The sequence below is a fragment of the Saccharopolyspora pogona genome (assembly GCF_014697215.1).
GTDB classification, from domain to species: domain Bacteria; phylum Actinomycetota; class Actinomycetes; order Mycobacteriales; family Pseudonocardiaceae; genus Saccharopolyspora; species Saccharopolyspora hattusasensis.
On record NZ_CP031142.1, the window covers coordinates 1857718 to 1871599 of the forward strand.

Genomic DNA, 13882 nt, shown 5'->3' on the forward strand with positions numbered 1-13882 from the left:
CCCCAAAAATCCCCGGCCCGGTGTTGAACCCCGACTCGCACCGGGCCGGCCTGACCAATCCGTCCACAGTAGACTGACCAGGCGAGCCGCCGGAAAGGGCATCCGATGCATCGCGGCTCACCCCTCCCGACGTTCGGGATCGAAGAGGAGTTCCTGCTGCTGGATACTGAGACCGGCCGCCCGGCGCCACGAGCCGCCGAGGTCTTGGGCGACATCCCCGCGGTCGAAGGCGACGCCACGAGCACCTTCAAGACCGAGTTCGCCCGCTTCCAGCTGGAATCCAACACCCCAGTCTGCCGCACCGCCGCCGAGGCCCGCGAACACCTACTCGCGGCCCGGCGCGCCCTCGTCGCCGCGGCCGATCGGCGCAAGCTGCGGCTGGTCTCCACCGGGTACTCCCCGCTCGGCATCCCCAACCCCGTCCCGATCACCGACACTCCCCGATACCGGCGTATCGTCGACCACTTCGGGCAGCTGCTGGACTCGCACACCACCACTGGCTGCCACGTCCACGTCGGTATGCCCGACCTGGCCACCAGCCTCGTGGTGTCCAACCACCTGCGCCCGCACCTCCCGGCGCTGCTCGCGCTCACCGCGAACTCCCCGTTCTACGACGGCCGGGACACCGGCCACGCCAGCTGGCGCACGGTCGTCTGGTCCCGGCTGCCGTCTGCCGGACCGCCGCCGATGCACCGGAACCCGGCCTCCTACCAACGCGCCGTCAACGCGCTGCTGGCCAGCGGCGCCGCGCTGGACCACGCCATGGTCTACTGGTTCGCCCGCCCCGCACCGCATCTGTCCACATTGGAAGTCCGGGTGGCGGACGCCGTCGCCACAGCGGAAGAAGTACTCCTGCTAGCGCTCCTGGTGCGCGCACTGGCCGCAGCGGCACTGCACGACATCGCCGAGGACCGCCCCGCACCCGAACTCCCCGACGAGCACCTCCGCCTCGCCACTTGGCGCGCCGCGCACGACGGACTGGAGGGGCAGGGCCTGGACGTGACCGGGGAGCTCAGGCCTGCGCGATCTCTCCTGGACGAGACAGTCAAGGCGGCGCTGCCCGCCCTGGACGCCAGCGGTGACACCCGACTGGTGACCGACCTCCTCGACCGCGTGCTGCGGGATGGCAGCGGCGCTCACCGCCAGCGCCTGGCGCACGCCCGCCACAACGACATCGCCGACGTCATCGCACTACTCGCCGAGCAGACCCGCGCCACCCCGCCGAGGTAGGATCTTGTCCACATAGGACCTCCGGCGGGCGCTGTCGAGCAGATCTCGCCGAGTAGATCTACATTCCGCCCCGCCTCCTTGCTAGGGTCGATCGGCGAAGCGCGGCCCAACGAGGGAGGTCCAGCGATGGCAATCGGACCGGGAGCTCCGGCAGCTCCGCAGCGGATCGTTGACGCCGTTCTCTTCGATACCTTCGGCACCGTCGTCGACTGGAAGTCCGGCGTGACCGAAGCCGTGGAGGCGATCGCCTACCGGTACGGATTCGAGGTCGACGCCGCCGAGTTCGCGCTGCGGTGGCGAGCGCGCTACCAGCGCTCGTTGGAGCCCATCCGCAGCGGCGCCCGGGAGTTCCTCACCCTGGACGAGCTGCACAGGGAGAACCTGACCGCCACGGCAGAGGAGATGGGCCTGCCCATCGAGCGGATCGAGGCGGCCGACGTGGAATGGCTCAACCGGGCTTGGCACCGGCTGGACGGCTGGCCGGACAGCGTGCCCGGGCTGACCGAGCTCAAGCGGCACTTCATCATCGGCCCGCTGTCCAACGGGCACCTCGCACTGCTGACCAACATGGCCAAGCACGCCGGGCTGCCCTGGGACGTCATCATCGGCTCGGACGTGACCCGGTCCTACAAGCCGGACCGGAACGCCTACCTCGGCGCGGCGCGGCTGCTCGACCTGCCGCCGCACCGGGTCATGCTGTGCGCGGCGCACAACTCGGACCTGGCCGCGGCCCGCAGGGCGGGCCTTCGGACGGCGTTCGTCGCGCGGCCGCAGGAGTTCGGAACCACCCAGGGGTCCGACCTGCACGCCACCGACGCTTGGGACGTCATTGCCCGCGACATCCGCGACCTGGCGACCCAGCTGCGCGACCACCTCACCGCCTGACCACCACCGTCCACTCCGGACGGGTTCGCGCGAGCGCGCGCCTGCCGCCCGACATGCGGGGTCCAGGCAGAGGCCGTAACACGCGATTGCGCCCCCGGCATGAGGCCGTGCAGCGCCGATGGGATGCTGCCCCTGCGCCATTCGGTTGCGTCGTGCCCCCATCCACCCGACCAGGGCCAGGCAACTCGCGCGGATGTGCCCTGCCGCTCTGTGGGGCAGCCGCGAAGGACCATTGCCAAAGGGCTCAGCCGATCCATATACTCCCAATTAATGAGCACGTAGCTCACTATTTGAACATCTGCGCTCATCCGTTCCGGACGAGGCCGCGAGGACCGCACCGAAGGACATTCAATGGCGAATTCCACCACCGAAGGTGTCGCACCCGCCGACCAAGCGGCCGCGCGGCCCGCGCAGTCTCATGCCAAGGTCATCCGCGCCGCCATCCTGGGCACCGTCGTCGAGTACTACGACTTCGGCATCTACGGCTACATGGCGACCATGGTCAGCGCCCACTTCTTCGTCGATGACGATCCGACCGCGGCCCTGCTCGGCACCTTCGCCGCGTTCGCCGTGGCTTTCTTCCTCCGCGTGCCGGGTGGGATCTTCTTCGGTCACATCGGCGACAAGTACGGCCGCAAGAAGGCGCTGACCTGGACGATCCTGCTGATGGCGGTGGCCACCGCCCTGATGGGCCTGCTGCCCACCTACGCCACGCTCGGCGTCTGGGCAACCGCGCTGCTGACGCTGTCGCGATGCCTGCAGGGCTTCGCCGCCGGCGGTGAGCTCGGCGGCGCCAACTCGTTCGTCTCCGAGCACGCCCCGCCCAAGTGGCGCGCCTTCCAGACGTCGATGGTCAACTCCGGTACCTACATCGGCTCGCTATGCGCCTCCCTGATGGCGCTCGCGCTCACCACGGGGCTGTCGGCCGAGCAGATCGCGGCCTGGGGCTGGCGCATCCCGTTCCTGCTGAGCCTGGTCATCGGCCTGGTCGGGCTGTGGATCCGCAACTCGCTGGACGAGACCGAGCAGTTCGCGAGCGTCCAGCAGCAGAGCGAGGTCGTGAAGGTCCCGCTGTTCGCGCTGCTTTCGACCGCGTGGCGGCAGATCCTCACCATTATTCTGCTCGGCGCGCTGATCACCGGCGGCTACTACATCGCCTCTGTCTACGCCGCGACGTATCTGCAGACCGCCGGGCAGCGCTCGCCGCAGTTCGCCTTCGCCGCGACCTGCATCGCGATGGTCCTGGGCGTGATCACCCTACCGATCTCGGGGTACCTCGGCGATCGCGTCGGGCGCAAACCGGTGTTCATCGGCGGTTCCACGGCCGGGGCGCTGCTCGGGGTGCCGATGTTCATGCTGATGGCCGACGGTCCCGCGCCGCTGGCGATCCTGGGCCCGGGCGTGCTGTTCATCTGCGTCTCGGTGGTCAACGGCGTCTCGTTCGCCACGTACGCCGAGATGCTGCGGGCCCGCTTCCGGTACAGCGGAATCGCGTTGGGCAACAACGTGACCAACATGCTGCTCGGCGGCACCGCGCCGTTCGTCGCGACGCTGCTGGTGAGTTCGACGGGCAACAAGCTCGCCCCTGCCGGGTACTTCGTCGCCTGCGCCCTGATCAGCCTCGCCACCTCGTTCTTCCTCAAGGAGACCAAGGGAAGGGAACTCGCACTATGACAGCCAGGTTTCGCGATCGCCAGATTGTGGTGACCGGCGCCGGCAGCGGCATGGGCCGGGCGGAGGCGCTCGGTCTCGCCGGGGAAGGCGCGGATGTGCTGGTCGCCGACATTGATCTGGATGCCGCCCGCGCCGTCGCCGACGAGATCACCGCGGCGGGCGGCACCGGCCGGGCCCACCAGCTCGACGTGGCCGACCCCGGCGCCTGGGAAGGGCTCGCGGCGACACTCGGCGGGAAGGCGTTGCACGGGCTCGTGAACAACGCCGGCGTGAGCTTCCGGAAGGGCATCGCCGAAACGTCGGTCGACGACTGGCGCCGGGTCGTGGACATCAACCTGTCCAGCGTCTTCTTCGGCATGAAGTTCCTCGCCGGTCCGCTGGCGCAGGCCGGTGACGCGTCGGTGGTCAACGTGTCCTCGATCGCCGGGATGGTCGGCTACTTCTCGGCTTCCTACGGGGCGAGCAAATGGGGCGTGCGGGGACTGTCCAAAGTGGCGTCCCTGGAGTTCGCGGCCGGGGGAATCCGGGTCAACTCCGTCCACCCTGGGCTGGTCGACACCCCCCTGCTGCATTCCGGTGACAGCCGGTTCGTCGACGAGAGCCTCCGATCCGTTCCCGCCGGTCGGGTGGCCTCGCCCGAGGAGGTCGCGCGGGCCGTCGCCTTCCTGCTCTCCGACGAGGCGTCCTACATCAACGGCACCGAGCTCGTGGTCGACGGCGGCCTGGTGTCCAGCGGCATCTACCACCGCATCACCACGGCCCTGTCCGAGGACGCCTCGTGACCGGTCAGCTGCTCGAAATCCTGAACCTGCTCGGGAGGCAGGCCCACGCCATCGACGGCGGCGCGGCGCAGCAGTGGGCCGAGACCTTCACCCCCGACGGCGTGTTCCGCTCCCCCACCTATCCCGAGCCCGTCCGCGGCCGGGAGGCGCTCACCGAGTTCTCCGCCGTCTTCGCCGCGAACAACCCCCGGGCCCACCACATCGTCACCAACGTCTGCATCGACCGAGAGGTCAGCGCGGACGAATGCCACGTCAAGGCCAACCTGCTGATCGTGCGGACCACGCGGCAGGGCGACTCCGACGCGGTGGCCATCGACCGGGTCACCACCATCGACGACCACTTCGTCCGCCACGGCGGACTCTGGCGGATCGCCGAGCGGGTAGTCACCCGCGACTGAACCACCCCTTCCTGCGAACACCTGGAGAATCCCCCATGACGGCACCGACTGCCAACGACCAGGCCAACCCGACGCGCGCGGACGACAGCCCCATCTCCGCGAGTTACCCCGAACTCGTCGGCAAGGTCGCCGTCGTGACCGGTGCGGGTCGCGGCATGGGCGCGGTCTTCGCCACCGAGCTCGCCCGGCGCGGCATCAACGTGGTGGCCGGTGACCTCACCGGCGCGCCCGAGGTCGCCAAGCAGGTCAACGGACAAATCACCGACGGCGGGCGGGTCGTCGGCCACCGGGCCGACGTCACCGACCCCGCCGACCACGACGGCCTGCTGCGCGCCGCGCTCGACGAGTTCGGTCGCCTCGACTTCTGGGTCAACAACGCGGGGATCTTCCCGCAGGCCGAGTTCACCGAAATCCCGCCGGAGCAGCTAACTTCCACCTACCAGGTCAACGTCAACGGCGTCGTCTACGGCGCGCAGACCGCGGCCCGGCACATGCGCGCCAACGGCGGCGGCGCGATCGTCAACATGGCCTCGGTGGCCGGAGTCCGGGTGCGGGCCACCCGGGCGGCCTACAACTCGTCCAAGGCCGCCGTGCGGCACCTGACCAGCTGCATGGCCGTGGAACTGGGCTCGGACAACATCCGGGTCAACGCGATCGCGCCCGGCTTCGTCGACACCGAGATGACGCGGTGGGTACGGGAGGACCCGGCGGCGCTCGACCGCGCGCTCAGCACCGTGCCGCTGCACCGGGTCGGCGCGCCCATCGAGGTCTTCGGCGCCCTGTACTTCCTGCTGTCCGACAGCGCGCGGTACGTCACCGGCACGGTGATCCCGGTCGACGGCGGCTCCCAACACAGCTGAGGTAGATCCATGAGTTACGACTACGACCTCGTCGTCATCGGCGCCGGAGGCGCCGGGTTGGCGGCGGCGGTGTCGGCGGCGCAGCAGGGGCTGCGCGTGCTGGTGCTGGAATCCGAGGCCGAGATCGGCGGATCGACGCAGCTCTCAGCCGGGATGCTGACCGCCGCGGCCACCGGCGTGCAGCGGTCGCTGGGCGTCGAGGACTCCCCGGAACGCATGTTCCAGCACTACATGGACCTCAACCAGTGGCGCGTGCTGCCCGGTCCGACGCGGATGTTCTGCGAGCAGTCCGGCACGCTCATCGACTGGCTGCTCGACCTCGGTGTCGAGATTCCCGCCCAGCTGTCCCGGAACGCCCACATGCCGGGGTTGACCCGCGCCGGCGTCGAGGACGTCTGGCGCGGCCACGTGCCGAAGGACCAGGGGTACGGACTCGTCCAGGCCCTGGACCGCGCCCGCCAGCGGCTCAAGGTCGATCTCGCCCTCGGCAGCCGCGCCACCGACCTGCTCCGCGACGGATCGGCGGTGCGCGGGGTGGTCGTCGACGATGCGGAGGTAACCGCGCCGTCGGTGGTCGTCGCCTGCGGTGGGCTGGCGCAGAACCCCGAGCTGGTGCGGGAGTACTTCCCGGATGCCGGGATCGCGGGCGACAGCCTGTTCGTGGTCGCCGCCCCCGGCAGCCGGGGCGATCACATCGCGCTGGCCGACCGGCACGGCCTGTCGCTCTTCGGCCGCGGCTGGGGCCTGCTGCTGGTAACCGCCGAGTTCCAGCGGTTCCACCACTGGCAGAGCGGATTCCCGCCAGCGTCGAGGATCCATGTCAACGCCGACGGCCACCGGTGCATGGACGAGGACGCCCCGTACGCGGTCAGTCCCGGAATCCTCAAGGATCACGGCGGATTCGTCTGGGCGGTCTTCGACGAAGCGGCCCGCACCGGCATACCGCCCGGGTACGCCGACTGGTCCACGGACCGGGTCCTCGAAGAGGTCGACAAGGGCGTCGTCCGGTGCGCCGAGACGTTGCCCAAGCTCGCCGCGCGGATAGGTGTGCCGGCCGCCAACCTGGTCCGCAGCGTCGAGCGGTTCAACGCCCTGTTCGGGCGGGGACACGATGAGGACTTCCTCCGGCACGAGTCGCTGGCCGCAAAGCAGGTCGACCCGCGGCTGCCCCCGGTGGAAACCGGTCCGTTCTACGCGGTCCGAATGCTCCCGGCGGAACTGGTGTGCACGCACACCGGGCTGCGCATCGACAGCCGCGCCCGCGTGCTCGACACCGGAGGTCAGGTGGTTCCGGGTTTGTACGCGGCGGGCGAGGCAGCCGGGGGGATCCTGGGCGAGCGATACGTGGGCGGCGGGAATTCCGTGGCCCACGCCCTGGTGCTCGGCCGGCTCGCCGGGCTGGAAGCAGCACGACGGCTCAACGAGGCTGGGAGCACCGAATGACCAAATCGGACGATCGGGTCGCCATCGAGCAGGTGCTGTACCGCTACGCGAGGGCGGTGGACCGGCTCGACTACGACGGCATCCGGGACTGCTACTTACCCGACGCCATCGACAACCACGGCAGCTACCACGGGCCGGTGAGCGGGCTGGTCGAGGACATCCGGCGGCGGCACGCCACGATCGACTCGTCCCAGCACTTCATCAGCAACGTGCTCATCGACTTCACCGACGACGACACGGCCGAAGTCGAGTCGTACTGCCTCTGCTATCTCAGGCAGGCACCGGAAGACGGCGCGTCCGACCAGGAGCTGGCGACCATCCGGTGCCGCTACGTGGACAGGTTCGAGCGCCGCGAGGGCCGGTGGCGGATCGCCGACCGCGTCGTGGTCTTCGACGAGTTCCGCGCGGAACGCATCACCGACCGCCTGAACCCCGCTTGGGTCCGCTCCCGGCGGGACGGGACGGACCCGGTCTACCGGCCGTGACGCCTGGTCGCGGGTGCGCGACCGACCCGGCCGCGCACCCGGATCAGCGCACCCGCGAGCGCGAGGCGAACAGCTGGGCGCTGAGCTCGCGGGCCGCCTTCACCACCTGCGGCGCCACCTGGGCAACCGCGTCCGGGTCGACGAGAGAAACGCCGATGCTGACCTCCGACATCGTCGACGGCGTCTCCACCGGCACCGAAACGCCGATGACGCCCGGGATCACATGCCCGGTGGACACTGCGTAGCCCTGCTCGCGAGCCGCCATCACCTCGGCCGAATCGTCGTCGCGAGCCGGGCGGCCCGCCAGGATCGCGATGCCGCCGGAGCCCCGGTCTACCGGGTGGCGCTGCCCGGTCCGGAACGCGATGTGCGCCGCGGCCAGCCGCGGCTCGACCACCAGCACCGCCTGCACCTCGACATCGCTGATCGGCACCATCAGGTGCACCGTCGCGTCGACCGAGTCGGCCAGCCCCGCCATTATCGGGTACGCCAGCCCGCGCAGATCGCTGTCCACCGCCGATGCCAGCTCCACGAGCCCGTGGGCGAGGTGGAACCGCTTGTCCTCGGTCCGCCGGACGAGGTTGTGCGCGGCGAGCGCCTCCAGCATCCGGTGCAGCGCGTTGCGGTTGATCCCCAGCGAGCGCGCCATCTCGGTCAGCGACTCGCCGTTCGGCCGCTCGGCCAAGTGCCAGAGGATGCGGATTCCCCGGTCGAGGGTCTGGGCACCCGCAACCGAGGATCCTCGGGTGTCTGCCACGCTCATCCGCCGCCTTGCCGTGCTGGTCGCGCTTACCCGGCAATCCTAGCCACACCGGGCCGGGCGCAGGGTTTCGGTGCCTGCCCGGACGATCGCGCTCGACGGAATTCCAATGTCCACACAGGACGGGACGCCGCGACTCCCGTTCCGGTGCAACCTTGGGCGGAGTGCGAGGAGTTACATCAAAAATTTGGCTCTTGTGACTGATCCGTGGGTGATGTGAGCTGCTGTTTTAGGCCCGGAGACGGGGCACGCCGTTGCTTCGTCTAGGTTTCTGGCTTGTCGAAGGTCAGGAACCGAGGGGACGGAGAACGGCGTGCCGAAGGCCAGTTTATGGCGTGCTCTGGTGGGCGTCGACAGGCGCACGGTGATCGAGGATGTGGAGTTCGACGAGGCCGCGGAACGGGTGATGGTGCACGTGCGCCCGCGCAAGGGCGGGCGCGGCCGTTGCGGCCGGTGTGGCCGCTGGTCCTGGCGGTATGACCGGGGCGAGGGACGGCGCCGGTGGCGGGCCCTGGACCTGGGCACCATCCAGGTCCATCTCGAGGCCGCCGCGCCGCGGGTGCGCTGCCGGGAGCACGGGCCCACCGTGGCGCGGCTGCCGTGGGCGCGTCATGGCGCCGGGCACACCTTGGCTTTCGACGACACGGTGGCGTGGCTGGCGGTGCGCTCCTCGAAATCGGCGGTATGCGAGCTGATGCGCATCGCCTGGCGCACCGTGGGTGCGATCGTGGCCCGGGTGTGGGCCGACGCCGAAACCCAGAGTGACCGGTTCGGTGGGTTGCGGCGGATCGGGATCGATGAGATCTCCTACAAGAAGCATCACCGCTATCTGACGGTGGTGGTGGACCACGACACCGGGCGGCTGGTGTGGGCCGCGCCGGGGCGCGATTCCGCGACGCTGAACCGGTTTTTCGACGCCCTCGGCGAGAGGCGCGCCGCGGAGATCACGCATGTGTCCGCCGATGCGGCCCAGTGGATCGCCGACACCGTCGCCCGCCGCGCCCCGAAGGCCATCCGCTGCGCCGACCCCTTCCACGTGGTCGCCTGGGCCACCGAAGCACTCGATGCCGAACGGCGACGGGCCTGGAACGACGCCCGCGCCCTGGCCCGCACCGAAGGCACACGCCGCCGGGGCCGCCCGGCCACCGACTCCCCGGCCCGTCCCGGGCACGAGAAAGCCAAGAAGCTCAAAGACTCCCGTTACGCGCTGTGGAAAAACCCCGAAGACCTCACCGAAAACCAGCAGGCGAAGCTGGCCTGGATCGCCACCACCGACCGCCGCCTGTACCGGGCCTACCTGCTCAAAGAAGGACTCCGGTACGTCTTCACCGCCAAAGGCGAGCAAGGCAAACAAGCCCTGGACCGCTGGACCTCCTGGGCACGGCGCTGCCAGATCCCCGTCTTCGTCGAGCTCGCCAAGAAGATCACCAAACACCGCGCCCCCATCGACGCCGCCCTCGAACACGGCCTCTCCCAAGGACTCATCGAATCCACCAACACCAAAATCCGCCTGCTCACCCGCATCGCCTTCGGATTCCGCAGCCCCCAAGCACTCATCGCTCTCGCCATGCTCGCCCTCGGCGGCCACCGACCCACCCTCCCCGGACGCGCCTAACCCACCCACGGAAGCAGCAGAAGAGCCAAAAATTTCCGGTTTGCGTGCGACAATGACCGAAAGTTCGCAGCAGCAACAGAGGGGCCAGACGCATGACCGAGGCGGTCTCCGGTGGGCGGCTCAGCGTGCGCAGCCCACCCCAACGGGCGCACCGCCGCATCCGGACCTCACTGGTCACCGGCCGCATCAGCCCCAACCAGATCTACTCCGCGCAGGCCGTGGCCGCCGAGCGCCTGCTGGACAACGTGGCCCGGCTGCGCGACCAGACCCGGCTGTTCGGCACCGTGGCGCTCGCGCACGAGGGCGGCTTGCGCCACGCAGCCGATCAGCACCGCGACCTGCTCAACGCGGTGCTGGATGGGGATGTGCTTCGAACCGAGCAGCTGATGCGGGACCACGTGGCCTACACCCGCCGGGTGCTCGGCCCCCACCAGCCGACGAGCTGACCGACCAGCGCGTCAGTTGTAGCCGCGCACCAGGTGGCTCTCGTCCAGATCGAATTCCGCCTCGAACGCGGAGAGTTCGCTCGACGCGTGCTCCGCGCCCTCCAGGTCCTCCACATTGGATTCTTGAATCGACACCGCGTTTCCTTCCTCTCAACTCTCCATCGACGGAGCAGCGAATTCCCGTGCACCGGGCCGGGAATCCGAATCAGTCCACTGTGCTAATTCGACCGACTAGTCCAACCGGATGCGGTGAGAGGGCTCGGCGGGCAACGCGGCGAAGACCGCTCGGGGTGCCCGGCGTGTTCGTGCGGAACATCTTCGGCCTCCTCATCGACGTGCATCGTCTGTCAACGAGCCGGGTTCGCCAGGCACGGGTTCTCCAAGCAACCTCGAGGTTAAGGTATTACACCTCGATCTGCCGGACGGTGGCGGGTCGGTCAAGCGATTAACCTCGGCGCGGCAGCACCTGCCACCTCCGGACCGACCTCGCGTTTCCGCATGCGCTCCAGGCATTTCCACTGCACCGATCGGCGAACGACACCGGCCGGGCGGGTGCCGGGCGACCGGACACCGCCGTTCGGCGGATGCCAAAGCGGCCGGACCGGCCGCACCCTGTCACCTGTCACCGATGTGCCCGAACGAAGTGGAGCTTGATGACAAGTTCGCTGAGAGGTCCGCAGGCAGCGAGCCAAGAGGCGGTCATCGCCGCGCTCCAGCACATGGTGCGAAGCCGTGATCTCGCTGCGCTCCCCGAGACAACCGAGGCGTTGTCGCGCATCGCGCCGAATGCCGCAAGGTATGCGGTGTCACCTTCTTGTCCGAGAGTGTCAGATTTTTTGCGGGCGGAGCGGTGATTGAGTTGCCCACTACAGGTTTCGCGCGGTGTGTGACACCAATCCGGCGACCCGGCGCCCGGCGAACACGCAGGAACTCCTCGGCCACCTGCCCGGTGAGATCGGCGGCGTCCATCCCCTGACTCTCGAGCCAGTCACGCAGGTCGGCCGGGAGATGCACGTGATCACAGATCGTGTCCAGCGCGTATCCCTGGCCGACCAAGTCACGACGCAACCCGTCCGCAAACGCGGCCAGCGGCCCCTTCACGACAATCCGCCTCATAACGCCTCCGTCTCCTCGGCACTTACCCACAAGACGGGAGGCGTCATGGATCACGATGTCGCGGGCCAGCAGGAATTATCACGAGCACCGAGACAGAGCACCCGGGCTACGCACGGTCACATAAGCCCTTTCGGCATTACCGCACGCTCGTCATGAGGCACGAAATGCCGAACTCGGCATTTCGTGCCCTTCTTGACATCTCCGGTCTCATCGACCACCAGCATCGCGTCCGTGGCGCCCAGTCGTTGCACTGCGATCCGCCCGGATGTCATCGCGTACCGCGTCGGCGTCCCACACCGCCCGAGACAGCAAGCGTTGCACCTTATCCGGCGTGGTATCCCCGGCATGCTCGGAGATCGTCCAGCAGTTCATGCGGGGCAGACCGGCCAGAAGACCCGGCACAAACGCGAATGCTGTCCGACGCGGCTCAACACGGACGAACCGGCTAGCCACCCGAGACATCATGGACTCGAACATCACCCGCCACCCGGCAAGATCTACGCTGACGGCAGCGGCCACCGCCTGATCTTTGGTGTCCTCACAAACACCATGATCAGGCGGTGGCCGCACCCGTCCCCACACCACCCCGACCAGCAAAGATCTCAAAGTACTGTTGGAGCACTAAGCAGCCTGGTGGCACTTCACGAGGACGACAAAGGCGGTTGCAGACGAACACCCTGTTCGGCTTCGCGAGCGAAACGCTCGGCCGATTCGACGGAGTCAATGTAGGACATCAGGACCTTGGGATGCGCGAAGGTCGAGACCAAGCGGTCCGCGACCGCACGGGACCGCAACGACGCTCCAAATAGGGCCTGAATCGCTTCGTTCGGAGGCTCGATGAGCATGTTCGAGAACGTCGAGAAATGTCTCCCCTCGCGCTCCCAGAACTGTTCGAATCGGTCCTCGTACCAATCCCGCACTACTGGGCCATCCAGTTCGCGCAGGCCCTTGAGCAAGTCGTCGATCCCCCAGGCAGCGGCGTTACCTCCTTGTCCCGCAGCAGGATCTAAAACCATGAGCACGTCACCAATTCCAAAGACAGGCCGACCGCTGGGCAGCGTCGCGACCGGTTTACGGACGAGCGGTCGCACCGCTCCGCGCAGCCATGCCTTCGGATCAGCTAGCCGCATTCCGCTGACATTGTCGGCCTCCCAACCTGCGAAGTCGACAAAAAGCGACTGAGCAACCTTCAATGCCTGCTCTCCGTCGCTGATCCCGGCGAAGCGGTCCATCGCGCCGCCGGGACGAGCCTCGACGAGCACCTGGTATACCGGCGTGTTGGTAAAATGGACCTGCGGGCCATAGAAGAGTTCGCCGTGTTCGGGGTTGAAACAGAACTTGATACGGCCGACGTTCTCCTCTCTGGGAGCCTGTATTCCACGAACAATAAGCAACAGCAGTTCTCGTTGCGGCTTCTCGTAGACGGTGCGAGCCTCGTCCAGTTCAAATAGACCGGACAGAGCCCCCCTACCTGTTGCGACGAACACCGCATCGTCCTGCTCGGCCCACTCTTCCAAGTCCCTCACGCTGGCGGAGTGGTAGACCACGTTTCCCTGGCGACGGATGAATGTCTCCAGGGCGCGTGAACATTTCAAGCGCGTGTCCACTGCTATGGCCGGAGCCTCGAAGTCGCCTTGGAAGTGCATATCTATGTCGACGCCGTTGGCACTTAGGGCAAAGTCCACCCCGCACGCTGAGTTGTTGATCAACGAATCATATAGATCGATACCTGCGGCTCGCTCCTTGGCAATCGAACGCTGTTGTAGCATGTGACCGGATAAAGCGCCAAGATTCATATACTGGCTAGGGGTGCGATCGGCGATGAGCCGAACCTTCCAACCGCTGGCCATTAACCCATACGCCAGGTGAAGCCCTCCCTGGCCGGCGCCGACAATAGTGGCACTACGAGCAGCACCGATCATGATGCCCATTCCAATTCGATAGGTCGAACAATCATTAATTAAACCTGGTCGTCATTCTCTATCGAGATACAGCCTGAAGGGCAGAATTGGGCAGCAAACCGCACGTCATCGCCATCAACCGCCTGCGGGCTGTCAACAAGTAAAACCACCAGCCCGTCGCGTGGATCCTGATCGAAAACTTCTGGCAAAGTTTCCGCACACCTGCCGGTACCATAACAAAGGTTACGGTCAATTTTTATCTTCATTTCAACACCCTCGAATCAAAG

14 protein-coding genes and 1 pseudogene are annotated in these 13882 nt (G+C 67.6%); 10 read left to right on the plus strand and 5 right to left on the minus strand.

Features of this window, described 5'->3' with window-relative positions; all coding sequences use genetic code 11:
• Positions 1-105 precede the first annotated feature (105 nt).
• From DL519_RS08325 to DL519_RS08360, 8 genes are all read left to right on the plus strand, one after another.
• The gene (locus tag DL519_RS08325; protein ID WP_190813709.1) at positions 106-1230 is read left to right on the plus strand and encodes a carboxylate-amine ligase; all 1125 of its coding nucleotides are present in this window, start codon (positions 106-108) and stop codon (positions 1228-1230) included.
• Positions 1231-1356: 126 nt separating this feature from the next.
• Complete coding sequence (locus tag DL519_RS08330) at positions 1357-2115, plus strand: haloacid dehalogenase type II (RefSeq protein WP_190813711.1); 759 nt, start codon at positions 1357-1359, stop codon at positions 2113-2115.
• 351 nt (positions 2116-2466) lie between these two features.
• On the plus strand, positions 2467-3789 hold the full coding sequence (locus DL519_RS08335; protein WP_190813712.1) for an MFS transporter: 1323 nt from the start codon (positions 2467-2469) through the stop codon (positions 3787-3789).
• Positions 3786-4571, plus strand: a complete 786-nt coding sequence (locus tag DL519_RS08340; protein ID WP_190813714.1) for an SDR family NAD(P)-dependent oxidoreductase — start codon at positions 3786-3788, stop codon at positions 4569-4571. Before DL519_RS08335 ends, DL519_RS08340 begins: the two co-directional genes overlap by 4 nt.
• Positions 4568-4969: a nuclear transport factor 2 family protein gene (locus DL519_RS08345; RefSeq protein ID WP_190813716.1), complete on the plus strand. Its 402-nt coding sequence runs from the start codon at positions 4568-4570 to the stop codon at positions 4967-4969. Before DL519_RS08340 ends, DL519_RS08345 begins: the two co-directional genes overlap by 4 nt.
• Before the next feature lie 35 nt (positions 4970-5004).
• The gene (locus DL519_RS08350; protein WP_190813718.1) at positions 5005-5829 is read left to right on the plus strand and encodes an SDR family NAD(P)-dependent oxidoreductase; all 825 of its coding nucleotides are present in this window, start codon (positions 5005-5007) and stop codon (positions 5827-5829) included.
• A 9-nt stretch (positions 5830-5838) separates the two neighbouring features.
• On the plus strand, positions 5839-7272 hold the full coding sequence (locus DL519_RS08355; protein ID WP_190813720.1) for an FAD-dependent oxidoreductase: 1434 nt from the start codon (positions 5839-5841) through the stop codon (positions 7270-7272).
• Entirely contained in the window at positions 7269-7757 is a 489-nt protein-coding gene (locus DL519_RS08360; RefSeq protein ID WP_190813722.1) for a nuclear transport factor 2 family protein, read from the plus strand. Before DL519_RS08355 ends, DL519_RS08360 begins: the two co-directional genes overlap by 4 nt.
• Before the next feature lie 43 nt (positions 7758-7800).
• On the opposite strand, the gene DL519_RS08365 is transcribed toward DL519_RS08360, so the two are convergent.
• Entirely contained in the window at positions 7801-8520 is a 720-nt protein-coding gene (locus tag DL519_RS08365; protein WP_190813724.1) for an IclR family transcriptional regulator, read from the minus strand.
• A gap of 310 nt (positions 8521-8830) precedes the next feature.
• Between DL519_RS08365 and DL519_RS08370 the strand changes: the two genes are divergently transcribed.
• Both DL519_RS08370 and DL519_RS08375 read left to right on the plus strand, forming a co-directional pair.
• Entirely contained in the window at positions 8831-10132 is a 1302-nt protein-coding gene (locus DL519_RS08370; protein ID WP_190812633.1) for an ISL3 family transposase, read from the plus strand.
• A gap of 92 nt (positions 10133-10224) precedes the next feature.
• Complete coding sequence (locus tag DL519_RS08375; protein ID WP_190813726.1) at positions 10225-10578, plus strand: FCD domain-containing protein; 354 nt, start codon at positions 10225-10227, stop codon at positions 10576-10578.
• A gap of 12 nt (positions 10579-10590) precedes the next feature.
• Here the strand turns inward: DL519_RS08375 and DL519_RS48495 are convergent, their stop codons facing one another.
• The 4 genes and pseudogenes from DL519_RS48495 to DL519_RS08385 all read right to left on the minus strand — a co-directional run bounded on the left by DL519_RS48495 (position 10591) and on the right by DL519_RS08385 (position 13861).
• Positions 10591-10713, minus strand: a complete 123-nt coding sequence (locus tag DL519_RS48495) for a hypothetical protein (RefSeq protein WP_263399602.1) — start codon at positions 10711-10713, stop codon at positions 10591-10593.
• Positions 10714-11876: 1163 nt separating this feature from the next.
• Positions 11877-12156 (minus strand): annotated as a pseudogene (locus DL519_RS45905) (transposase); the annotation flags it as partial.
• 179 nt (positions 12157-12335) lie between these two features.
• Positions 12336-13625 (minus strand): styrene monooxygenase/indole monooxygenase family protein, encoded by a 1290-nt coding sequence (locus DL519_RS08380; protein WP_190813728.1) that lies wholly within the window; start codon positions 13623-13625, stop codon positions 12336-12338.
• Positions 13626-13654: 29 nt separating this feature from the next.
• Positions 13655-13861 carry a ferredoxin gene (locus DL519_RS08385; RefSeq protein ID WP_190813730.1) on the minus strand — a complete coding sequence of 69 codons (207 nt, stop codon included), beginning with the start codon at positions 13859-13861 and terminating at the stop codon, positions 13655-13657.
• Positions 13862-13882 lie beyond the last annotated feature (21 nt).